General features: G+C 49.5%; 17 protein-coding genes. 9 read left to right on the top strand and 8 right to left on the bottom strand.

What is annotated here, in order from left to right:
• The first annotated feature begins 94 nt into the window (after positions 1 to 94).
• The 3 genes from D515_RS04255 to D515_RS04245 all read left to right on the top strand — a co-directional run bounded on the left by D515_RS04255 (position 95) and on the right by D515_RS04245 (position 3,347).
• Positions 95 to 1,414 carry an aspartate aminotransferase family protein gene (locus D515_RS04255; RefSeq protein WP_002536324.1) on the top strand — a complete coding sequence of 440 codons (1,320 nt, stop codon included), beginning with the start codon at positions 95 to 97 and terminating at the stop codon, positions 1,412 to 1,414.
• 9 nt (positions 1,415 to 1,423) lie between these two features.
• Positions 1,424 to 2,257, top strand: coding sequence for a beta-keto acid cleavage family enzyme (locus tag D515_RS04250; protein ID WP_002536322.1), 834 nt, complete (start codon positions 1,424 to 1,426; stop codon positions 2,255 to 2,257).
• Between the two features lie 121 nt (positions 2,258 to 2,378).
• Entirely contained in the window at positions 2,379 to 3,347 is a 969-nt protein-coding gene (locus tag D515_RS04245; RefSeq protein WP_002536320.1) for a TAXI family TRAP transporter solute-binding subunit, read from the top strand.
• 343 nt (positions 3,348 to 3,690) lie between these two features.
• On the opposite strand, the gene mltA is transcribed toward D515_RS04245, so the two are convergent.
• The gene (gene mltA, locus D515_RS04240) at positions 3,691 to 4,773 is read right to left on the bottom strand and encodes a murein transglycosylase A (protein WP_002536318.1); all 1,083 of its coding nucleotides are present in this window, start codon (positions 4,771 to 4,773) and stop codon (positions 3,691 to 3,693) included.
• Between the two features lie 236 nt (positions 4,774 to 5,009).
• Between mltA and D515_RS04235 the strand changes: the two genes are divergently transcribed.
• Positions 5,010 to 5,231 (top strand): hypothetical protein, encoded by a 222-nt coding sequence (locus D515_RS04235; RefSeq protein ID WP_002536314.1) that lies wholly within the window; start codon positions 5,010 to 5,012, stop codon positions 5,229 to 5,231.
• 7 nt (positions 5,232 to 5,238) lie between these two features.
• Here the strand turns inward: D515_RS04235 and D515_RS04230 are convergent, their stop codons facing one another.
• Positions 5,239 to 5,583, bottom strand: a complete 345-nt coding sequence (locus tag D515_RS04230) for a DUF2850 domain-containing protein (protein ID WP_002536313.1) — start codon at positions 5,581 to 5,583, stop codon at positions 5,239 to 5,241.
• Positions 5,584 to 5,759: 176 nt separating this feature from the next.
• On the opposite strand from D515_RS04230, the gene argA reads away from it, so the two are divergent.
• A complete protein-coding gene (gene argA, locus D515_RS04225; protein ID WP_192815490.1) occupies positions 5,760 to 7,115 on the top strand; it encodes an amino-acid N-acetyltransferase in 1,356 nt (451 codons plus the stop codon).
• On the opposite strand, the gene recD is transcribed toward argA, so the two are convergent.
• On the bottom strand, positions 7,081 to 9,078 hold the full coding sequence (recD, locus tag D515_RS04220) for an exodeoxyribonuclease V subunit alpha (protein ID WP_002536309.1): 1,998 nt from the start codon (positions 9,076 to 9,078) through the stop codon (positions 7,081 to 7,083). The two genes, argA and recD, sit on opposite strands and share 35 nt — an antisense overlap.
• On the bottom strand, positions 9,065 to 12,646 hold the full coding sequence (gene recB / locus D515_RS04215) for an exodeoxyribonuclease V subunit beta (RefSeq protein WP_002536308.1): 3,582 nt from the start codon (positions 12,644 to 12,646) through the stop codon (positions 9,065 to 9,067). Before recB ends, recD begins: the two co-directional genes overlap by 14 nt.
• A 444-nt stretch (positions 12,647 to 13,090) precedes the next feature.
• Between recB and D515_RS04210 the strand changes: the two genes are divergently transcribed.
• The gene (locus D515_RS04210) at positions 13,091 to 14,704 is read left to right on the top strand and encodes a methyl-accepting chemotaxis protein (protein ID WP_002536307.1); all 1,614 of its coding nucleotides are present in this window, start codon (positions 13,091 to 13,093) and stop codon (positions 14,702 to 14,704) included.
• A gap of 26 nt (positions 14,705 to 14,730) precedes the next feature.
• Here D515_RS04210 and recC read toward each other — a convergent pair whose 3' ends face one another.
• On the bottom strand, positions 14,731 to 18,126 hold the full coding sequence (recC, locus tag D515_RS04205) for an exodeoxyribonuclease V subunit gamma (protein ID WP_002536305.1): 3,396 nt from the start codon (positions 18,124 to 18,126) through the stop codon (positions 14,731 to 14,733).
• 126 nt (positions 18,127 to 18,252) lie between these two features.
• Entirely contained in the window at positions 18,253 to 19,209 is a 957-nt protein-coding gene (locus D515_RS04200; protein ID WP_476729713.1) for a TDT family transporter, read from the bottom strand.
• Between the two features lie 133 nt (positions 19,210 to 19,342).
• Here D515_RS04200 and D515_RS04195 point away from each other — a divergent pair, with 133 nt between their 5' ends.
• Complete coding sequence (locus tag D515_RS04195) at positions 19,343 to 20,251, top strand: LysR substrate-binding domain-containing protein (RefSeq protein ID WP_002536302.1); 909 nt, start codon at positions 19,343 to 19,345, stop codon at positions 20,249 to 20,251.
• Here the strand turns inward: D515_RS04195 and D515_RS04190 are convergent.
• Positions 20,248 to 20,934 carry a DNA-3-methyladenine glycosylase I gene (locus D515_RS04190; protein WP_002536300.1) on the bottom strand — a complete coding sequence of 229 codons (687 nt, stop codon included), beginning with the start codon at positions 20,932 to 20,934 and terminating at the stop codon, positions 20,248 to 20,250. The genes D515_RS04195 and D515_RS04190 overlap by 4 nt on opposite strands.
• Before the next feature lie 81 nt (positions 20,935 to 21,015).
• Here D515_RS04190 and D515_RS04185 point away from each other — a divergent pair, with 81 nt between their 5' ends.
• A complete protein-coding gene (locus D515_RS04185; protein WP_002536299.1) occupies positions 21,016 to 21,312 on the top strand; it encodes a YebG family protein in 297 nt (98 codons plus the stop codon).
• Positions 21,313 to 21,539: 227 nt separating this feature from the next.
• Positions 21,540 to 22,571, top strand: a complete 1,032-nt coding sequence (dapD, locus tag D515_RS04180) for a 2,3,4,5-tetrahydropyridine-2,6-dicarboxylate N-succinyltransferase (protein WP_002536297.1) — start codon at positions 21,540 to 21,542, stop codon at positions 22,569 to 22,571.
• Positions 22,572 to 22,649: 78 nt separating this feature from the next.
• On the opposite strand, the gene D515_RS04175 is transcribed toward dapD, so the two are convergent.
• Entirely contained in the window at positions 22,650 to 23,018 is a 369-nt protein-coding gene (locus D515_RS04175) for a DUF2799 domain-containing protein (RefSeq protein WP_002536296.1), read from the bottom strand.
• Between the last annotated feature and the right edge of the window lie 198 nt (positions 23,019 to 23,216).

Genomic DNA, 23,216 nt, shown 5'->3' with positions numbered 1-23,216 from the left:
AGGCATACCCTCCGAATTTATATCGTTTGCTGTTCAATTTCCAACCTGTTCATACTGAGCATTATAACAACGATACATTTTGCTCAGGAAAACCATGACACACATACTACAAAGACACTGTCACTCTGACTTACCTGTCGTCGCAGGCGGCAGCGGTGTATTTCTTGTTGATAGTGAAGGACGTCAATACCTCGATGGATGCGGCGGTGCTGCTGTATCTTGCCTCGGACACAGCCATCGCGGCGTACTAGGTGCGATAGAAAATCAATTGCACACTATTCCATATGCTCATACTGGATTTTTCACCTCGCCAGCAGCGGAAGAATTGGCTGCACGTTTGGCAGACAAAGCGCCAGGCCCTTTAAACCATGTTTATTTGGTCAGCGGTGGCTCTGAAGCCGTAGAAGCTGCACTTAAAATGGCGCGCCAATACTTCCTTGAGAAAGGCGAAACCTCTCGAACACGATTCATCGCGCGCCGCCAGAGCTACCACGGTAATACGCTTGGTGCGCTGGGGGTTGGGGGGAACATGTGGCGCAAAGAGCCCTTCGCGCCTCTGATGCAAAATGGTGAGTTGATTGCACCATGCTATGCCTATCGGGATAAGCGTGGCGATGAAACTGACTTTGATTACGGACAACGCGTGGCCAATGAACTTGAAGAGAGATTATTGGCTGTCGGCCCAGAAACTGTGATTGCGTTTGTGGCCGAACCCGTGGTTGGCGCGACCGCTGGCGCTCTGGTCGCTGAGAAAGGTTACTTCAAACGCATCCGTGAAATTTGTGACAAGTACGGTGTCTTGCTCATCCTCGATGAAGTGATGTGTGGGTGTGGCCGCACTGGCACTTATTTTGCCTATGAGCAGGAAGATATCGTTCCTGATCTGGTGACCATGGCAAAAGGACTCGCTGCAGGTTACCAGCCTATTGGCGCGGTGATGATCCACGACAAAATCTATGAAGCGATTTTCCATGGCACGGGATATTTCCAGCATGGGCACACTTTTATGGCTCATCCTTTGGCATGTGCCGCAGCGTGTGCCACGCTTGATGCACTGGAAGACGGCGTGCTCAGTGAAGTGACTGAACGGGGTCGTTATCTGGTCAAACAGTTAAACAATACATTGGGCGATCACCCTTTTGTCGGGGACATCCGCGGACGTGGCATGTTCATCGGTCTGGAGTTTGTGCAAGACAAAGCGTCAAAAACACCGTTTGACCCTTCGCGCCCTCTCCACGTACAGGTGAAAAAGACTGCGATGGCGAATGGCCTGATGTGCTACCCCATGGGCGGCACCATTGATGGTAAACGTGGTCATCACATTCTGTTGGCTCCACCATTTATCATCACAGAGAACGAAATTGACGAGCTGGTAAAACGTTTGGCCGTCACATTAGACAACGTATTCGCATAGGAACGTCGGGTGCAAAAAGGAAGAACCATTATTGTTGCGCCGAATGGTGCAAGACGTGGCAAGGAAGACCATCAACAATTGCCAATGACCATTGACGAAATGGCCGTATGCTTAACGCAGTGTCACCAAGCTGGTGCTGCGATGGCTCACATGCATGTGCGTGATGGACAGGGCAAGCATTCACTGGATGTTGGACTGAATAAAGAGTGGCTCGTGGAAACACGGGCCCGTTTTGATTCTGACATGGTCATCCAACTGACGACCGAGGCAGTTGGACTGTATCAACCCGAAGAACAAATAGCTTTGGTACGAGGCACCGAGCCGGAAGCTGTCTCCCTCGCCCTTCGCGAACTTCGCCCCAACGCTGCGTTTGAAAAAGACGCCAGCCGTTTCTTTTACGAGCTCAATGAGCGACGTATCTATGTGCAGTACATTTTGTATGACGCTGCAGATTTGTCGCTTTACTTTCAAATGGTTAATGACAAGACGTTGCCTAATAGTGGTCATCACCTACTATTGGTACTAGGCAAGTATAAAAAAGACATGTTGTCAGCACCAACTGATTTGCTCGAATTTGATATTAAACGCATAACCAGCGAGGGAATTTCGTGGGCGACCTGTGCATTTGGAGAACATGAGCATCAATGTCTAAGTGCAGCGATGTCATTGGGAGGAGATGTACGCGTTGGTTTCGAAAATAATCTAATGAATTTAATGGGACAGTGTGCGGATAATAATGCAGAACTTGTACAGCAAATCGCCGTTATGTCTCAAAACATGGGTTTATATATCAACTCTGCAGAAGATTTAAGAAAAAATATCTCCTGTAGCTTTGAACCGTGAGGCGCATCTCTTGCGATCGAAAAACTAACTATCAGATAATTTCGGCGCAATATGGGCTCACAAATTATTAACAGCGGACTCTCACCGCGTTAGCAATCACATCATCGACAAGGACTAAAGCATGAAAGCGTTAAAACCAACTTTGGCCGCAATGAGCTTTGCAGCTGCTTTAACTGCCGTACCCGCACAAGCTAATCAATTCGTTACTATCGGTACTGGTGGTGTCACTGGTGTTTACTATCCAACAGGTGGTGCAATCTGCCGTCTGGTAAACAAAACCAAGAAAGAACACGGCATCCGTTGTTCGGTTGAGTCTACCGGTGGTTCTATCTACAACATCAACACCATCCGCGCTGGCGAGCTGGACATGGGTATCGCCCAGTCTGACTGGCAATTCCACGCTTACAATGGCTCAAGCAAATTCCAAGACCAAGGTGCTTACAAAGACCTGCGCGCAGTCTTCTCTGTTCACCCAGAACCGTTCACTGTTGTTGCACGTGCAGACTCAGGCATCAAAACATTTGATGACCTGAAAGGCAAGCGTGTCAACGTGGGTAACCCTGGTTCAGGCCAGCGCGGTACTATCGAAGTACTGATGGGTGAAATGGGCTGGACCATGGACGACTTCAAGCAGGTTTCTGAGCTGAAAGCCGCTGAGCAGTCTAAAGCGCTGTGTGATAACAAAATCGACGCAATGGTTTACACCGTGGGTCACCCAAGTGGTGCAATTCAAGAAGCAACCACTGCGTGTGATAGCGTGATTGTTGAAGTGAACAACGCAGCATCTAACAAGCTGGTTTCTGACAACGACTACTACCGTACTGCGACTATCCCAGGCGGCATGTACCGTGGTAACGACGGTGACGTTCAAACCTTCGGTGTTGGTGCAACTTTTGTTTCTTCAGCTGAAGTACCAGAAGACGTTATCTACAACGTAACCAAAGCGGTATTTGAGAACTTTGATGACTTCCGTCGTCTGCACCCAGCATTCGCAAACCTGAAGAAAGAAGAAATGGTTTCTGACGGTCTGTCTGCACCTCTGCACCCTGGCGCAGCGAAATACTACAAAGAAGTTGGCCTGATCAAATAAGCCACTCTTTCCAAATGAAGAAGGCGGGTTTCAAACCCGCCTTTTTTGTCTCTATTGGTTAGGGGCTGTTGACCTTTGGTGGTTAAATTTTGTTCTCGCTATAAACGTTTTAGGCGCGGCGAGGTGTGTGCCGCCTAGTCATTCTAAGCAAATACACCTCAACAAAGCATAAAACGCTTAGAGTACGGGACGCGCAGTCGAACCCTTCGGGCAGCGTTTGTGGGGAATTTCTGCTGCGTTATCAGCGTCTCATGTAGGCTAGCTACACATCGAAGCCTCTGCCTTGCATAAAATCCCCACGAACTGCTGCAAAAATCACCACCAAAGGTCAACAGCCCCTATGTTACTGCTGAGCAGGCTCTTCAGTCTCAACTAGCTTTGTCAGCTTCCACACACGGCCGAAGTGTTTGTGGTGACCGGCTTTAATACCGGCATCCTCACCCATGCCATGATAAAGATCGAGGTGGTTTTTCTTCACAGCGCCACCTGTATCCAGCGCCATTAGCAATTTCAGTACATGCTGACCGTTCCAGTTACCCTCTTCATTGAGCTGAGGCACTTCTGCCAGTAACACTGTACCCATTGGCAAAAATTCACGGTCAGCGGCCACTGACACACCGGACAACAATGGAATACCCGCAGTCCCTGTCACCGGATGCGCCGCTTTAGGGGCGAAGAAAACAAATGATGGATTCTGATTGAGCAACTCAATCACAGTGGGTTCGTCTTGCTGTGCGACCCAATCTTTAATGGCTTTCAGCGACATCTTTTCACGCGGCACTTCATCACGCTCTATCAACACCTTGCCAATGCTGACATACGGGTGACCGTTTTTGCCACCGTAGGCAAAGTACTCAAGCTGGTCGTTATCACCAAAATGAATGAAGCCACTGCCCTGCACTTCCATGATGAAGTTGTCGATCAACGATGCACTGTAACCCAGTTCCAAACCCAAACCATCGAGCGCGCCGTTGTAGATCTCTTCACGTGTCGGACACTTTTCATCGCACTGAGGCATGGCGTATACCGGATAACGGAACAAGGCATCCGGCTCGTGGCGCATTTCAATCACTGGAGAGAAGTAGCCGGTAAACAGCACATTGCCATAACCGTCACCGCCGCCCATCTGCTCAAGAGACAAACCGTAGTCGCTCAATGCCGTTGGCTCTCCACTTTCTGCCAACCAGGCTTTCACGCTTTCATAAACGGCCTGATTCGCTTTCGTCAATGAAGGAGAGCGAGACTCAACCTTCTCCAGTTGAGCCGGAAACAAAGAGTAGTCTCGGGATTTATCCGAGGCAACTTGCTCGACCGGATTAAGAACTTGATTAAAACGCCCATCAACATATTGCTGACCTCGGTCAGTGGGACGCGCACACGCGGCAAGGAGTAGGGAAATGCCGACAACAGAAAGTGCCTTTTTCACAGGTCATCCTGAATCAGAAAACAATGAAAAAGAGGGTGACAGAACCCTGTCTTTTCTGCAATCAAAAGGCGAGATAGACCGCATAAACCCTCAAAATTACTGGGAGATATAATGCGATCGAAAGCATATGCGCCGAACTTTGAAACACTTTGTCACATTTCTGTCATAGAAATTCGTTTAAATCCGATGAAAAGAAAATGTCTTAAAAACTAAACACATTCGTAAAGGAGTACGGTATGGACTTAAAAGTAGGACGTAAGACGCTGCTCGACACTGACTCTATCGAGTATCAATGGATTCGCACGTTAGCCAGTGACGGTAGCAGCGATGAAATGATTAATAACAGCATTCGCCGGTGCCTCGGTGGGAATGAAGATATCGCAGATCGGATTCGCCGTGTGGCACTTGGCTTGTGCCCCGTGACTGAACTATTGAGAGTATTACCCGCAAACTATTGATTGAGCGTCAACGCTTCGTAAATGGTGTGCTGTAGTGGTAAGGCTTTTCTCTTTGTAACGTATTTTTATCTTCCACGGTGTAAAGGTAGGTATTATTTCCCACCGTATAAATGAGTTTGCTGCCAGTAAACTCATAGTAACTGGTCGTGCGGGCACCTTTTATATAGATACCATCTTTTCGCACTTCGAACTTGTCCGCAGCGTACGACGGCACACCCTGCTCAACCCATTCACCGTATATGATTGTTTGGTCCACTTCAGTGAAGATAGGAATATCATTTGCCACCAGGTAGCCAATGGCCCCCGAAATCAACACGACGAAAAGCGTTAAAGATTGTCCGACGATACCCACAAATAAACTCTCAAATAAGAGACAAACTCTCAATTACTAACAATAATATTATAAAAAGGACATCACTGCCGACCAAATCAGGCATCCAATGTTTGAATCCGTGTCACGCCCCTTGCCAAATCTAGAATAATTAGTCACTATCACAGCATATAAAGTCACAATCATGGAGTAAGGTGTTGAAACTTCGCAGTACAGCACTCGTAAATGGATTTAGGCAATCAGCGCCTTATGTGAACGCACACCAGAACAAAACCATCGTTGTCATGCTAGGTGGTGAAGCGATTGCAGACCCCAATTTCGGCAATATTGTCAATGATATAGCTCTTCTTAACAGCCTGGGTTTGCGGCTGGTATTGGTGTATGGCGCCCGCCCTCAAATCAGTCAGAACCTTGCTAAGCAAGGGGTTGAGACGCCTTACCATAAAGGTGTTCGTGTCACAGATTCTGCTGCACTCGAAGTGGTAAAACAAGCTGCAGGTCAGCTCCAACTCGATATCACTGCCCGCCTCTCCATGAGCCTAAATAACACGCCCATGGCTGGCGCGCAGATCAACGTGGTCAGCGGGAACTTTGTGATTGCACAACCACTGGGTGTCGACGAAGGTGTGGACTACTGCCATAGCGGACGGATCCGCAGGATCGATATCGACGGTATACACCGCCAACTCGATCAGCACTCGATCGTTCTTTTAGGCCCTGTTGCCAGCTCCGTCACCGGGGAATGTTTCAACCTGACCTCCGAAGAAGTCGCAACACAATTGGCGATTCGCCTTAATGCTGACAAGTTGATTGGCTTCTGTTCGCTGCAAGGTGTGATTGGTCCTAATGGCAATGTACTCTCAGAACTTTTCCCGCACCAGGCAGAAGAAATTTTGCGTCAGCGAGCAACAGCGGGTGATGAGAACTCCGGTACTGTCAGATTCTTACGTGGTGCCGTTGCTGCATGCCGTTCAGGCGTGCCAAGAAGCCACCTTCTCAGTTATAAAGTCGATGGTTCACTGATTCAGGAACTCTTCTCCGTGGAAGGTATCGGTACACAGATTGTGACCGAAAGTGCAGAGCGAATCCGTCAGGCCACTATTGATGATATCGGCGGTATTCTTGAGCTGATCCGTCCATTGGAGGAGCAAGGGATTCTGGTGAGACGCTCACGGGAGCAACTGGAGCAGGAGATTCCACGTTTTACTGTGATTGATAGAGATGAGCGCATCATTGGTTGTGCGGCACTTTACCCTTACCCCGAGTCACAAACAGCAGAAATGGCCTGTGTTGCCGTTCATCCTGAATACCGTGATAGCGACCGCGGCACCAACCTGCTTCAATATATCCAGCAGCAGGCGGCGCAATCGGGTATCAAAACGATTTTTGTACTGACCACCCGCAGTATCCACTGGTTCCGTGAGCACGGGTTTGTAGAAGCCGATGTCACTGCACTGCCGGATGCCAAGCAAGAACTTTACAACCTGCAGCGCCGCTCCAAGATACTGACCCTCGCACTTAACGGACGTGTAATGCGTCTGCCAAGCCGCTAAACCGCTGCGTTTTCCGTTTCACCGCCCGCGCCAAACTGGTGCGGGTGGCATAAACATCCAATCTGTCTTTTGCCCGTGTCACACCGGTGTACACCAGCTCTCTTGTCATGACGGGGGTCGGGGTAGGTGGCAACATCAAAATGGTATGACTGAATTCAGACCCCTGGGATTTGTGAATCGTCATTGCGTAGGCAGTTTGATGCTCAGGAAGACGGCTTGGCAGAAAGGCTTTTACTGAACCATCCGCCATTTCAAACACTACGCGAAGTCCTTCTTCCTGCTTCACCACAATGCCGATATCGCCGTTGTACAAACCAAGGCCGTGGTCGTTCTGCGTCACCATAATTGGCCTCCCCGGGTAGAAAATCTCTTCTCCTGGTGCGATAAGCTCCACTTTGGCTAACGCTTTTTCAATCGCTGTGTTCAAGCCCTTAACCCCAAACGGGCCATCTGAAAGCGCACACAGCAGACGGATATCAGAGAAATGTTTCAGCAAGGTGCGGTTATCTGCACCCTCTGATAATGCCGAAAGATAGCCGCGGTACCCATTGACCACCATAGTAATGGCTTCGCCATACACATCGCCATCAAGATCATGAAGGGCGATATCACTAAAGCCTTGTTGCAGCACCCTTTCAACCCAGCGTGTTTCGCCGGCGTTAATGGCATAGGCCAGTTGGCCAACACCGGATTTAGCATGGAAGCGGTAGCTTTTGCGCAGCAAACATACGCCATCAGACACAGCAGGTACAGAAGCTTCCTGCGGTAAACAAAAGCCTGTCAGTGACGCTAAGGTCTTTGCGCGTTCAGCACTAAAACCACTTCCGGCATGCAGACAGATATCACCCAACACAGCACCCGCCTCAACAGAAGCTAACTGGTCGCGATCTCCCAGAAGAATCACTCTGGCATGCTGAGGCAATGCCGCGAGCAATCGGGCCATCATAGGCAAATCAACCATGGATGCTTCATCTACCACCAGCACATCAAGGTGAAGACGGTTGCCAGCATGATGTCGAAACTCAACACGGTTTGGAATGGCACCAAGCAATCGGTGAATGGTTGATGCCTGAGTCGGAATTTTGTCTCTCACCTCATTGCTCACCGGCAATGCCGCAACGGCTTTTCCGATGGATTCGGTCAGACGGTTGGCCGCTTTCCCCGTCGGTGCCACCAGCTTGATTTCAGGGCCATTCGGGTTGTCGCTACTGCTGACGATCGCCGCCAGAAGCTTCGCCACTGTTGTCGTCTTACCCGTTCCAGGGCCGCCAGAAATCACTGCGAAGCGATAACTTAGCGCCACGGCAGCCGCGACTTTCTGCCAGTTCAATCGTGCCGAGTCTGGCACTAGACTCAGCACCTCAGCATCCGTGGCTTTTGCATCTAACGCCTTTTTCAGCGCGTCTATATCGACCTGTGTCAGATCGTTGATGTCGAAGAAGTCGGCCAGTTTCTCCGCCTTTTCGTTGTCTTCCCATGTGCTGTAGAACTGACGAAGCAAAGCCATATCCGGTAGGAAAAGATCGTTCAACACGCCACGCAGCGTCATCGGCACAGGAAGCTCAGTGGCACGTGCTGTAATTTCGTTAGTCACCAGACGTTCTGCAGCCCAATAACGATGAAGGTAGAGGCGGGAACCACTCAGCACCATAGGTGTCGGTACACTTCCATCACCGACAACCGGAGATGCGGACACCAACGCGAGCGCATTTTCAGGTGTCATCAAGATGGCAAGTTCCGCGGATTCCGCGGGCATCACGTCAAAAAGTCTAGCGCTGTCTAATGCTGCAAGATCAACACAGACATTACCTTTACCCAGCTCAAAGCTGACCAAAGCCGCCCAGCCCACCATGGGAGATTCAACGTCCCCAAGCTGCTCACCGATAAACTGGGAAAACTGACGGTCGATAGCTCTGATGGCTTTACGTTTATACAGCGCGTTGAGTTTTTCACTTATCGCCATTTAGGCACTCTCCATCAGAAAGCTGTCCTTCGCCGGAAAAAATGGCATCAAGACCATCGAGAAGCTCAAGGGAAGGTGAGGTGTAAAAAATGCCATGGCGAGTACCCGCTTCAATACCACGAACAAAGAGATAGAAAACACCGCCAAGATGGCGTTCAGGTGAGTAATCAGGTATACGCTGTCGCAGGAATCGATGCAGGGCGAGTGAGTAAATCTGGTATTGGAAATCGTAGCGGTGATCCGCCATGGCATCTGCCAGCGCCTCCTCAGTGTAATCGGCAGGCGAATCTCCAAGATAGTTGGACTTCCAGTCCAACACGTAATAACGCCCCTGCCAGCAGAACACTAAGTCGATAAAACCTTTCAGCATGCCACTGGCGGTATCAAAGTGAAGCTCACCAGCCTGCGCTGAAAGAGGATCGTGTTCGGCAATTAACCGGTTCACACGGCCACTATCAAGCCTTTCCACCGGCATCACGAATTCCATCTCGGTCAATCTTGCGGGTTCATCGACCTCAGACAGCATCAATCCTTCGTCATTAAGAGGTTGAGATACGACATCAGACAACAATTTCTGCAATACAGGTATCCAGCTTTCGTCGTAGTTTTCGAGCAGCAGGTGATGGCGGATCATCTCGGCCACTTCCTCGCTGAACATGTCTTGCCCAAACTCGACGTTCTCAAACAAGGTGTGCAGGAAAGTTCCCGGACGCGCACCTTTCGGAAACTGGAATATGGTAGGCGCGCTGTCGGTCTCCGTCTCGCTTTCTTCGTGCTGCTCTTCTGCAGCATCAATATCAAAGGCAGGTAAATCGGGTAGCGCACTGCTGTGGCCTTGCTTGACTAAACCGGAATAGCTGGTCAAGCGCCAATCGCGGCGGATACGCCCTTCGAAGGTTCGCGCTTCAATGACGTCATCATCCGCCAACTCTGGCTCCAATTTGCCGTCCACCACTTTAGGCGGTGAGGTTTTCTCAATGCCGTCGCAACTCTCTGCCAAGAAATCAACCGCAGCAACCAACCCCGCTGCATCTGATGCCTCACCTTTTTGAATCAGGTAACCCAGTGCCGATTTATGAAGCCCGGTATCACCGGAAGATTTTCTCCCATCTTTGAGCGGTGCCAGACCAATAAAGCAGCCGTAGACGGCACGGGTCAGAGCAACGTAAACGAGTCGGAGATCTTCGGCCAAACGCTCTTTATCTGCCTGTTCAATAGCAAAGTCAGGTTCAGTCAACGACAGCACTGGCTTATGGTCTTCATCATGGAAAAATGGTCTGTCTGACGGACGGAAATTGCAGGCGAACGGTAAGTAAACCAGATCGTATTCCAGACCTTTAGATTTGTGGATGGTGACGATTTGCACCAAGTCACGCTCAGACTCCAAACGCACCTGCTGCTCTTCACTGTTGCCGTTAGGGTTATCGATATGGTCAGCCAGCCAGCGGATCAACGCATGGTGACTATCCAGTGTCTGGCTTGCCTGTTGCAGCAGTTCACCAAGATGCATCAGGTCAGTGAGTGCCCGCTCACCATTGTCTTCACAAAGTAAGCGTTCCGCGATACCACGGCGTTGCATCACCTGACGGAGCATGGGCATCACGCCTCGGGTAAACCATACCGTTTGGTAGGTAGAAAACTCCATCACCGCCCTCTCCCACGCTTTTTCGTCATGGTTCAAGGTATCGATTTCACTGGCCGTCAGCGCAAATAGGCCGCTTGCCAGTGCAGCACGAAGTGTTCGCTCACTATCAGGCGTCAGTACAGCAGCAAGTAGCCTTTGAACATCCGCTGCCAGATGGCTTGAGAACACGCTGTCGCGGTTCGAGAGATAAACAGAAGCAATGCCCTGCCTTGCCAGTGCAATCTTTACTTTGGCTGCTTCGCTACCGGTTCTCACCAGCACTGCGATGTCTCCGGCATGAATAGGCTTGCGTTTGTCGCCTTTGCAGAAATGCGCGTTACCTTCCTGCGCTTTGGTCAGCACTTCGCGGATGCTGCTCGCCGTGGCATGGGCCATTTGCTTTTCGTAATCCGCTTTCGAAACCAGATCTGCCGTTTCATCCAGCCAAAGGGTCATCGAGGCTTGTTGATTACCATTGACCTCCCAATAGCGTTCATCAGCCCCCGGCGAGTAAGCGACAGCAGTAAAAGGAATATCTTCGTTATAGATAAAAGGCGATTCCGCATTTTCAAAGACATGATTGACCGCTTTTACCACCCCTGCCGTCGAACGCCAGTTGGTGCCAAGGTTGTAATGGTCGGCCACCTGACGGCGTGCATGGATGTAAGTGAAAATATCAGCACCACGGAAAGCATAAATCGCCTGCTTAGGGTCCCCAATCATAAAGAGGCCACATTCAGGCTGCTCGGCATAAATATCGCTGAATATTTGGTATTGCTGAGGGTCGGTATCCTGGAATTCGTCAATCATGGCGACCGGATACAATGTGCGGATACGTTCAGCCAGAATGCCTTCACTGTCACTTTCCAGTGCCGATGAAAGCTGTGACAGCAAATCATCGAATGACAACCAACCAAAGCGTCGTTTTTCTTGAGCCAGTAATGTTCTCACCTGACGAATGGCGTGTGCCGTCAACGCATCTTTCAGTGTTGGTGGGTTGGCCACCAGCATATCAATTGCCTCAAAAACCGGATGCGTCGGCACTTCGCCTTTCTTGGTTTTCTCTGCCAGCATTGACGCAGAAAAGCGCTCAAGGTTTTTCGGCAATTCATAGCTGGTTGTTGAACAGGACGCCCAGTCCGTGACTTCAGAAAGCCAGTTTGGCAGCGATTTTTTACTGTAGCTGCGTTTATCAACGCCTGATCCTGAGATCAAAGCTTCAAGATCAGCGGCAGCTTCTCGCCACAGTCCTTTCACCTCTTCGATTTTGGCCAGGTTCTCCTGATGCAAGTCATCGAGGTTTTCCGGCATATCCGGCGCTTTGATGGTGACCAGCGGTCCAGAGAGATAAGTGCTAATGTCTTTCAGCAGTGACAGTGGCGATTCCCAGTAACCCCGTACGACACCTGCAAGCGACTTTGGCAATGGATAGAACTGACGTCGCCAGTAATCCGAAACCGCGCGTTCGCGTAAAGCGCTCTCATCAGTAATGAACTCATTGGTAAACAAGCTGCCCGACTCGAAAGCATTTTGGGTCAGCATACGCTGACAGAAACCGTGAATGGTGTAGATCGCTGCCTCATCCATCTGGCGCTCGGCTTGCAGAAGCAAACGCTCTGCGTGTGAATAATCCTGCACCTCTTCCAGTAGCGGTTTGATCACCGGATCTTCGCTGTGCCCTCGACTAAACGAAAGACGGGCATCATGGATACGTGCGCGGATACGATCACGAAGCTCCTGAGTGGCCGCTTCGGTAAAGGTCACCACCAGAATCTGATCAACACTCAGCGGCGAAGCGTGCGCTGAATCTTCGGCGCCATGCCCCAACAGTAGTCGTAAATATAGACCCGCAATGGTGAAGGTTTTCCCCGTACCAGCAGACGCTTCAATCAGCCTTTGTCCGTGAAGGGGAAATGACATGGGGTCAAGAAGTTGGGTTGGCATGCACTGTTGGCTCAAAGGGGAATAATGTCCCTAGTTTATACCCAAAACACCTGAAAATGCTCGCTTTCAGAGTTCATTGTTCGGTTCAATTCGAGGCTAATTTCACGATAAATAGTCATTCCATTTCCATAGAGGCGAATGAAGGAATGCAAACGTTGAAACTCTCTCTTTAACCGAGTTATCTGAGTCAAAAACACGCAGTTTGTGTAGAGATATTAATACTGTGACATTTTGTCATTGGACTGCAGACGCTGAAATTATCGACTTCCTTTACAAGCACGTTGCAAAAACTGGACATTTTATGTAATGAAAAATAAGTCTGCGAAGCAGATCAATCAAAAACAATTATCATTACCAGTCGTTCTATTGATACTTTGCTCCAATTAAGTGAACCTTCATGTTTCATTTTCGTTACGGACATCTAAATACACGGATATACTGAGTATGAAATTTGTTGCAAACCTATCTGTGCGATATAAGCTACTTCTTATTGTGTGCATCTCAGTGATTAGCATTGTCCTGCTGACAGCTTTCCAAGCGAGAAGCCTGCATAAAGACCTCCTGTTGGAGAGAAAATCTAGCTTAATGCAAACCATCGAGCTGGCGACGCAAATAATCGACAGTCATTATCAGAGTGATCCCTCCGAAGCCGGTCGTGATAAAGCGATGGCCGCTATCCAACCGTTAACTTTTGGTGCGGACGGTTATTTCTTCGCTATCGATAAAAAAGGCATCATGTTAGCAGGCGCAAAAAGTCTGCTCGGTAAAGATTTCAATAGCTTCCGAGACAGCAAGGGAAACCTGCTTCTCAAAGATTTCCGTCGTGTTGCCCAGCCAGTAGAGGGCGGCTTTACCAGCTACTGGTTCCCAAAACCGGGCGGTAAAGAGCCATTGGAAAAAGTCAGCGCCGTAAAACGCTATGAACCTTGGGGGTTGCTGATTGGTACTGGCCTCTACGTTGATGACTTAGAGACACTGGTATGGAAAGAAACCTCACAGGCTGCATTTTTTGCACTGTGTGTCACCGCTATTCTGGTGCTGCTGGCAACCATGCTCTCTCGCATGCTGGTCAATGCAGTACGTGAAATTCAGCGCGCACTGAGCGTGGTAGCTAGTGGTGATTTGACCGCCCGCGCCAATGTCAACAGCACTGACGAGCTGGGCGAAATGTCACGTAACCTCAACGCTGCTTGTGAGCAATTGCAAGGCCTGCTTTCCAACGTGGATTCCACGCTGCTTCAGCTAGATTGCGACAGCAAAACCATGGCTGATTTGGCGAACCGCTCTACGGATGGCATTCGCAACCAAAGCCAGGAGCTGGATTTAGTGGCCAGTGCGATGGAAGAAATGTCCTCTGCCATCAAAGATGTTGAGTCCAGCACACTCAATGCACAAGAGAGTACGCGTCACTCCCGTAAACTGGTGACTGAAGCTGAAGCATCACTATCTGCCTCTCTGGGTAAGTTTGAGCAGGTGAATGACGATGTAATTGATGCTGAAAAGAGCATACGTGAGCTGGCCGCATCAAGCGACCAAATCAGCGATGTGGTCACTGTGATTAACGATATCTCTGAGCAAACCAACCTGTTGGCGCTCAATGCCGCGATTGAAGCAGCACGTGCAGGTAGCGCAGGCCGAGGGTTTGCGGTGGTAGCAGATGAGGTACGTAAGCTTGCGCACTCCACGAAAGAGTCGACAACTCAAATCAACGCCATCATCGAAAGGCTGCAGGAGCGTGCTCAAGTCGCCGCGAAAATCATGAGCAGTGGTACAGACAAAACCGCACAAAGCCTTGAGCAGGCAAGACTTGCCCAAACGCAGCTGACAGCGCTATCTCAGCTGATCAATGAATTGGAGCAAATGAACACTGCTGTGGCAGCATCCACCTCACAGCAAGCCAGCGCTTCGCAGGAAGTTGCACGCAGTGTGGTCAATGTCAGCGATATTTCTCACACCAACCGCGAAGCATCGGAAGATACACTGGGACTGAGCGACAAGGTGAAATCTCTGAGCGACACCGGACGCAGTCAATTGTCGAAGTTCAAGATCAACGCTTGAGTTTACTAAGAAGACTGACTCCTCAGTCAGTCTTCTTTTTTCTCGCCATTTAGCGCAGGTAGCAACAAAGTCTTACCCAGTTCAAAAACCTGATCGAGCAGCTCATCTTCTCCCTGTGGCCAGACCCGAGCCACATAAGTATTTTCTCCTTCTCCAGAGACCATATAGCCCCCTTCAAAGGCTGAGCGCATTTTGCTGCGCGCTTTATCCAACGTGGCGTCGTCTTCCGACCAATGACCTTTCTTATCAATACAAGTCGCTAAGCCCGCCTGCGCAGTATTTGGTAGATAAGGCAGTGGTGCTTCCGTCCCCGCAAGATAGTATTCGATGTAAACCCCAAGGCTCGATAAAGCGTCTTCTTTGGCAATAGAACTCCACACCACATCGTCATCCACTCCGATGAAGCGTGTTTCCAGTTGCTCGCCTGCCGCGCACTGGCAAAGGTGATCAATCCATGCTGCCAGCTTGTCTCTCGCCCTGACTTTTCCGCTTCGATACAGAATGCGACCAGCGCGGTAACGCTCATCCAGCCAGCCTTGAAGTTTGACCGCGCCACGGGAGGTGGCGACAGAAAGATTAATCTCCAACGCTTGTCGTTTGTCGCTCAACAATGGTTTCAACTGCGCGTACTGAGCCAAAATTCCGGCTTGTTCTGTCTCAAGTGTCAACTCACCAAAATGATTGAGTGGCAAGCTGCCGCTCGCTTTTTGCTGCCTGAAGAAGGCTTCCAGCGAGGCTTCACTGTCATCATGGGCAATAACATGGGAAAGGAGCGCATCGCGTAACTGGTAACGGTGAAGATTATCGAGCGCAAAGGGTTCAGCATCTTCCATTGCCCCTTCCGGCGACTCAAAGAATACCTTTAAGCGGCGGTTGAAAAAGTACTGAACAGGTAAGCGCCAAAATCGCTGAAGCTCTGCAAGTTCGACCACACCGGATTGCAGATCAGGCTCTTCACTCAGAGCTTTACCATCAAGGAAAGGCGATGCAAGTTGCCCTTCGCCACGCGCTGCTGGTAACCATTCCGCCGCGTAACTTTGACGACTTTCAGTAAAGGCCTGTCGGCTGAAAGGGACGAGTGGATTATGATGATTCAAGGCGTTGAGCAGACGCGCGCCGGATTCATGCTCCGGCAGAGCTTGGTCGCCTTCAAGGCAGTATCCCAAACGGCAATAATCGAGTAATTCAGTCACCAATACAGAAGGCACTTTTTCTGTGTTGTCCTGAACGGAACGGCCTACATAGCTGATGTATAAACGTTGCTGTGCTGATTGCAGCGCTTCGAGGAACAGGTATCTGTCATCATCCCGACGGGAACGGTCACCAGCGCGGGTACGACCCGCCATCAAATCAAAGCCAACCGGCGCGATGGTGCGCGGATAATCGCCGTCGTTCATACCAAGCAGGCACACCACCTGAAACGGGATAGAACGCATTGGCATCAGGGTACAGAAGTTCACCTGACCGGCAAGGAAGCGCTGACTGACACGCTCGCCCCCGAGCTTTTCTTTCAGATAATCACGCACGATCGGGAGCGCCAATGTTTGGTTGAAGCCAGCGTCATCCAGTTGGGTCAGCCAGTTATCCAATTGGGTGCGGATAAGCTGCCCTGCTAATTCTTCGTCTGTATCCAGCGCAAACATATCGTCAAAGAGTGCTGTCAGTGCCTGCACCCAGGCATGTCCGTCTTTCGCGCCCAGCAGCACTTTTTGCGTCGCCGACATCACACGGAAGAACTCACCTAACTTACCTGCCAGCTCTGCTTCCAATCCTTGTACTTCGTCATACGCCAACACATCGTTGTAAAGCCCGACGTCGCTCGGCATGGCGTAACCCAGCAACATGCGGTTAAGACCAAACAACCAGGTGTTCTGATGTTGATGAGGCAAGGAGAAATGTTCCGCCGTCGAATCATCGAGTCCCCAGCGAATGCCTGATTCTTCTACCCAGAATTTAACCTTCTCGAACTGGCGGTTATCAAAACCAAATTGACGCATCACGGAAGGAACTTCGAGGATTTCCAGAAGCTCCGCTGCGCTACAACGGCTGTCCGGTAGCCCCAATAATCGCAAGAACGTTGTTAGGATTGGGCTTTCCTGATCCGCGGTGCGGTCAGAAATCGAGAACGGAATAAAGCGCTCACCGGGCGCATTGCCAAATACTGCCTGAATCGCCGGGCTGTAGGCATTAATGTCGGCGACCATCACGATAATATCCCGCGGCGACAGGTTCGGGTCTTGTTCGAGCATCTCAAGCAGCCTGTCATGCAGCACTTCCACTTCACGCATCGGACTGTGGCAAACCTCCACCATGACAGAGCGATCTTCAGCAGAAATACCCACCTTGCTCTCACTGGTAAGGGTTTCCTGGATGTTACCCGGTTCAATTAAATCAAGAATATCAGCCTGAATATGATGAAGTAGGCTGTCACGCTGCACATCGACAAAGCCCTGATCGACCTCATTACATTGGAGGTCAGAAATCAGCAGTAGGTTGTCTCGGCCAAGCTTACCCATAGACGCCAGCAGGCTATTACCGACTTCGGCCGAGTCATCTTCACTGACTAATGGCAGGGCAAACTGCGCCGGCTCTTGAGTATCACTGGCACGGCTGATGCGTGACTCCATGCTGGCTGCACGTCTCGCCAGATAACGTTTGTCGCGGATATCCCCCCAGTAATAACGACAGGGGTTGGTGAACATATAGTGGACATCAACATTCTCACCCAATGCTTTAAGGGCATCAAGATAACGAGGAGGCAAAGCAGAAATGCCAAACACAAAAACGCGCTCAATGCCTTTCAGACCGTCTGGTTTCCCTTTATGAGACGCTAGTGCCTCAATAAACTCTTCATAAAGATTGGCACGGTGAAAAGGCGACTGCTCCTGCTGAAGGGTGTAATCGTAAAGCGCCTGCCAAAGCGTGGGTTGCCAGCTTTTCTCCTCAGCCAACTCATCAACAGTCTGCTCGTTTTCCCATGCCTTTATCCACTCTGGTCGGTACACCAGATATTGGTCATAGATATCGGCAATCTTACCTGCCAGTTGGTAAAGCTTCTGATTGTCGTCATCGCCTTCGAGGTAACGTTTCAGTTCATCAAAGTCTGGTTGGTTTAGGAGCTCTGGCAGGACAGTCATCAACTTCCAGGTCATCGCTTCTTTGTTGAAAAAGCTTCGCTGCGGCACATCATCCAGAATCTGAGTGAACATCTGCCAAATGAAAGTGGCGGGAAGTGGGAACTCAACATTCGCAACAATCCCTTGCTCTTTGGCCATTTCCAGCTTGAGCCACTGCGCCATACCCGGGCTTTGCACCAGGATTAATTCCTTTTGGAAAGGATTATCCAACGGCTTTTTCTGAATGATGGCGACCAGCAGACTTTTCAAAAGATCCAACTGGTTAGAGTGATAGACAGTGAACACGGGCAAGACTCATGAGAACGGTATTGGAGAGATTGTGGCGGAATGCCCTCAAGAGTGCAATTTCATGCAGTTAGAAATGAAAAAGCCTGCACAAGATGCAGGCTATTTGGGGCGATTTTGCGAAGGTTATGCTGTGGCTGGCATTTTCCATTGCAGGGAAATGAAGCGGCGGTAATGCATGGCCACATACCCAACCACGATAGTGGCGACCACCAATTCGATAATACCCAGCACATAAACCTGATTCACATAAGTTGCCGCAACGCCAACCGACTCTAACCAAGCCGCAGTTTTAAACAATGCTGTCGCGCCGATCACCATTGGGAAGGTAAAAGCGGCATAACCCGGTGAGAATGGCAAACGCAACAACTTGGCAAATGACACGTAAATCACCAGTGTCATCAGCAAGGCAATCCCCAGAAGCACTGCCACAATGACAGGTGAGGGTGATTGGCTCACGGTTAGGTAGCCAGCCAAAGACAGGCTTGCTGGTGCAGCCAGAATCGCAATGGTTGGCTTTGCCGCATCTGGCACCTCACCACAGAAAATCAGGCGGTAAAGCATGAGTGGCAACAACACAGCATAAGCCAGTAAACCAAATAGCATAATGCCATCCGCCACGGGACGCAGCGCAGGGTTACCCGAGAAAGCAACATCCGCAACTATCAGGCCCACAGGTGGCACAAACCAGCTTGGTACCATGTGTGTGAGTGAGAAATCACGGGCACGGTGATAAACAAAAGAAACGAGGAACGCGACGTGGGCGACCACGGCCAGCATCCAAAGAGAATCGCCCGCAAGAGGAGACACTTTGCCAACAGAAGCAGAAACAATCATCACGCCCATAGCAAAAGTAGGCACCACACTGCCGACAACAGGGTGCTGCAAATCGCACCAAAGACCTTTGGGAGAAAAAGTAAATTTCAGTGCGATCATCAATAGCATCACACCACCGAGCACCGCCCCTAAAACCTGAGCATTCCCACCGAAATTACCGGCATTTTCCCAGCTCCAACCAAGGCTTGCGATTGCCAGCGCGAGGCCAGCCATTGGAGTAGGAAGTAAGTTGAGACGTCTACGCATTGCTCTGTCACATCTTTAGAAGAAAAACACATAAAATATGATAGAACGACATCATTATTTAGTATATCTGAATATCTTTAACCTAAAGTTAAGTTAAACTTAAACCAGGTTAAATCGATGGGTAGATAGCTAGATGTCATTGTCTCTTCGCCAGCTACAGGTTTTTGTCGCCGTTGCGCAGGAAAAAACCATCACGGCTGCATCCAGTCTACTTTTCCTCTCCAAACCTGCTGTCAGCATGGCTATAACAGAGCTGGAAAGTCAGCTAGGACACAAACTGTTCGAACGGGTCAACAACCGTTTGATACTCAACGATCAAGGTCGTCGACTCCTCCCTATGGCAGACGAACTGCTTACCCGAAGTGATGAAATCACGAAAGTACTGAACTCTGATGGCGAGCTCTCTGGCCACCTTAGGTTGGGCGCAAGCGATACAATAGGAAACCAACTGGTGCCATTTTTGCTGAGGGACTTCAGGGCACAAAGCAATCATATTGACCAGGAGTTGGTGATATCTAACAGTCAGTCGATCATAGACAGATTGCTCGCATTTGAGCTCGATATCGGACTGATTGAAGGACAAGGTGAAAGTAAGCACCATTTGGGAAACGATGATTTACACATGCAGCCTTGGCTCTCTGACGAAATGTGTATTGTTTGCGCCATCGACCATCCTTTGGCTCAAAAAGAAGGTATTACGCTGTTTGATTTGGAAAATCACGCATGGTTGTTGAGGGAAACAGGCTCCGGCACCCGTGAGCATTTCCTCTCACGAATTGCCCCTAGATTGGAGAACTGGACGGTAGCTTTTGAGCTTCGAACCACTGAAGCCATCATCAATTGTGCTGCTGCAGGGCTTGGTTTGGCTTACCTTTCAACGCTGGCTGCCAGGCATGCCATCAGCAATAAAAGACTTCATAAGCTGACATTGCCACTCGATCTGCGCCGTCAGTACTGGTTGGCACACCACAAAAGCAAACACCACTCGCTGCTGTTTGAACGTTTTCTAACCTTTACCAGCGAGTGGCAAGTTAACGATTAATAGCTGTTATCACCCACGCTGAAAGCGATAATCTGGCTAATTTGGCAAAGTGGACGTCCACTCTCTTCCTGCCATTGATTAAAGGCTTCCTGCGCCGCATGCAGAGATTTTCGGGTATCCCGGCCGCCATCAATGATCTTTTGAGCCCGCAGATATCCCTCAACATCGCCAGACAAAATAAAAGTATCTTTACCCATCATACGAAGTGAATAAGGCCCGGTATTTCCTCCCAAACGACTTCCATGCTTTTTCAGGTGTGCCCATAAGCCAATGATGTCATTTTCCGGCCACTCCGCGACAAACTTGGCAAAGCTGCCGTGCTGCTTCGCTGCACTTTTCATCATCTGGGCATTGTGGGGAATAGTCATGACTTTACCCAGATGGCGAATGATCGCAGGGTTTGTGGCTTTCTCCTCCCACATTTCGGGCGGAGTTAGGCACATTTTTTCAATATCAAAGCCCCAGAAGACTTCTTCAAAACCTGGCCACTTGTTTCTCACAACCTGCCAATTCATTCCCGACTGGAAGATCTTCTGACTGAATGTCGCTAGCCATCGATCATCCGGGATCTCGCTAAGTTCTTTTACGCTCTTAGGGTGTGCCAGACGCTGCTCCAGATCGCTGTTACTTCCCTTTCTTGTTGCTGCTCGATGATAAATATCTGAGAATTTTTCCAATGCCATCACAGTAATCACGGTTAAACTAGACAGGTAACTTTACTCTACTGTATAAACAGACAGTAAACAAATTAAGAGAGGTTAACCATGGCCGTTATCGTCAAATATGTGGTTGAACGCAACGGAGAAGAGAAGATGACTTTTACCTCTAAAGCGGAAGCTGACGCGTATGACAAAATGCTCGACATGGCAGATGAGTTATTTGAGCTGCTGGGTAAAAGCGAAGTCACAGGCGATGAAGCGCAACGCGAAGAACTGTCCCTTTTCCTTGCGCAAAATCGTGAAGAAGTACTCTATGCTCTGGGGGCTAAACGCAAGCCCACCCCAAAACCAGTAAAGAAAAAGGCTGAAGCCCCAAAGGAAGATGACGCCGAAGCGGCTTAACTTCTCAATAAACGCTCCCATACGGAGCGTTTTTTATTTCAACATTGTCCTAATTTTCGGTCTATTTAACCCATATTCACTGCAAGAGCCGTTAATCTAAAGGATTCTCTCCACTCACCCTTCAATCTTGATGCACTTCACTTTAAGATGTCTCCAGCTATCACAATTATCATGCAGCATCTGATATCAACCGATGCTGGTGTAAGAGACAAGGAGACTCCCGGATCATGGCCAGTTTTGCTTTAGCGTTTGGCACCGCGACCAAAAACAAAGACGGAAAAATCATCGAAGCATTTTTCCCAACCCCAGTTCTTAACCCTTCAGATTCTCTGGTTTCAGCTCTTGCTGACGTTGTGGGTTACCAGGGCAGTAACGAAGCGTTTGAAGTGGAAGCAGCACAATGTGCAGCTATCGCTTCTGCTTTCTCAGCAGCTGACGAACAAGCAGCAGCATCATTTGCGACCAAAGCAGCGGAGTCTAACCAACCTCTCGTTTTGACTATTCTTGCGACGGACGAAAAGCCAGCAAGCGTAGCAGAGGGCTTCCTTAAGCTTCAGCTTATTTCTCACCGTCTTGCTAAGCCTCATGGCATCGTTCTGGATGGAATTTTTGGTCTACTGCACAACATTGCTTGGACTAACCAAGGACCAATCGATCTACCAGAGCTCGCTGAACGTCAAATGGAAGCTCGCCTGAAAGGTGAAACCCTGACAGTAGATTGCGTAGACAAGTTTCCTAAGATGGTTGATTACGTGGTTCCTGCAGGCGTCCGTATTGCAGACACCGCGCGTGTTCGTCTGGGTGCACATGTGGGTGAAGGTACCACTGTTATGCACGAAGGCTTCATCAACTTCAATGCAGGCACTGAAGGCGTCAGCATGGTGGAAGGCCGTATTTCTGCAGGTGTGATGGTCGGTAACGGCAGTGACATCGGTGGTGGTGCTTCAATCATGGGCACCTTGAGCGGTGGCGGCCAAATCGTTATCTCTATCGGCGAAAACAGCCTGTTGGGTGCGAACGCGGGTCTTGGTTTCCCACTGGGTGATCGCTGTACCATCGAATCAGGTCTGTACGTGACTGCAGGTACAAAAGTCTCCATGCTGGATGCGAACGGCCAAGAAGTGGAAACAGTAAAAGCACGCGACCTTGCTGGTAAGACCGACCTTCTGTTCCGTCGCAACTCAGTGACCGGTAAGATTGAGTGTCTGACTAACAAATCTGCGGTTGAGTTAAACGCTGAGCTACACGCGAATAACTAATGCTTTGAGATATGCACTAACAACAAAGGCTGACATTCTCGTCAGCCTTTTTTATATGTATCTGTGTTGTTCGGTAGCTCAGAAAGGAAAATGATCCATTTGCGATGAACCGCGCCCGATGTTCCAGTTTTGATAGAAAATCCAGCCGTCATTTCTATCATCACAAAATCCGTCATATCGCTCACCCATAAATCCCATTTTGAATGCACGGGATGGGTCACAGAACTGCTCTTTTGAAGATTCGTATGAAGTTAAATAGACTTCTTTTTCGCCCATATCGTTAGCTCCAAGCTCTGCTAAAGACTCATTGGAGCGCTTTGGCAATTGCAATGAAACGTCTCTTTCAGCTAGGCCAGTCCAATCTTGGTTTTGTGCGAGATCAAGCGTCGAGGTGCTGGTACACCCAGCTGCGAGTAAAACTGGCAAAAGTACCATCAGCTTTTTCATAATCACACTCCTCTACGCTAAAGATTTAATCTAACACACTTTTATGAACGGTTACTGAACACTTAAGCAATTGGTTACGTAGTATTTAGCCAAAGAGATTTCATTACCACCAAAACGCAAAAAGGCCATCCTTTCGGATGGCTTTTTTGACGGTATTAGAAGCCTGGCGATGTCCTACTCTCACATGGGGAGACCCCA

Origin of the sequence: Grimontia indica, assembly GCF_000333895.2 — a bacterium.
Classification (GTDB): domain Bacteria; phylum Pseudomonadota; class Gammaproteobacteria; order Enterobacterales; family Vibrionaceae; genus Enterovibrio; species Enterovibrio indicus.
This window is presented reverse-complemented; position numbering and strand designations above follow the sequence as displayed.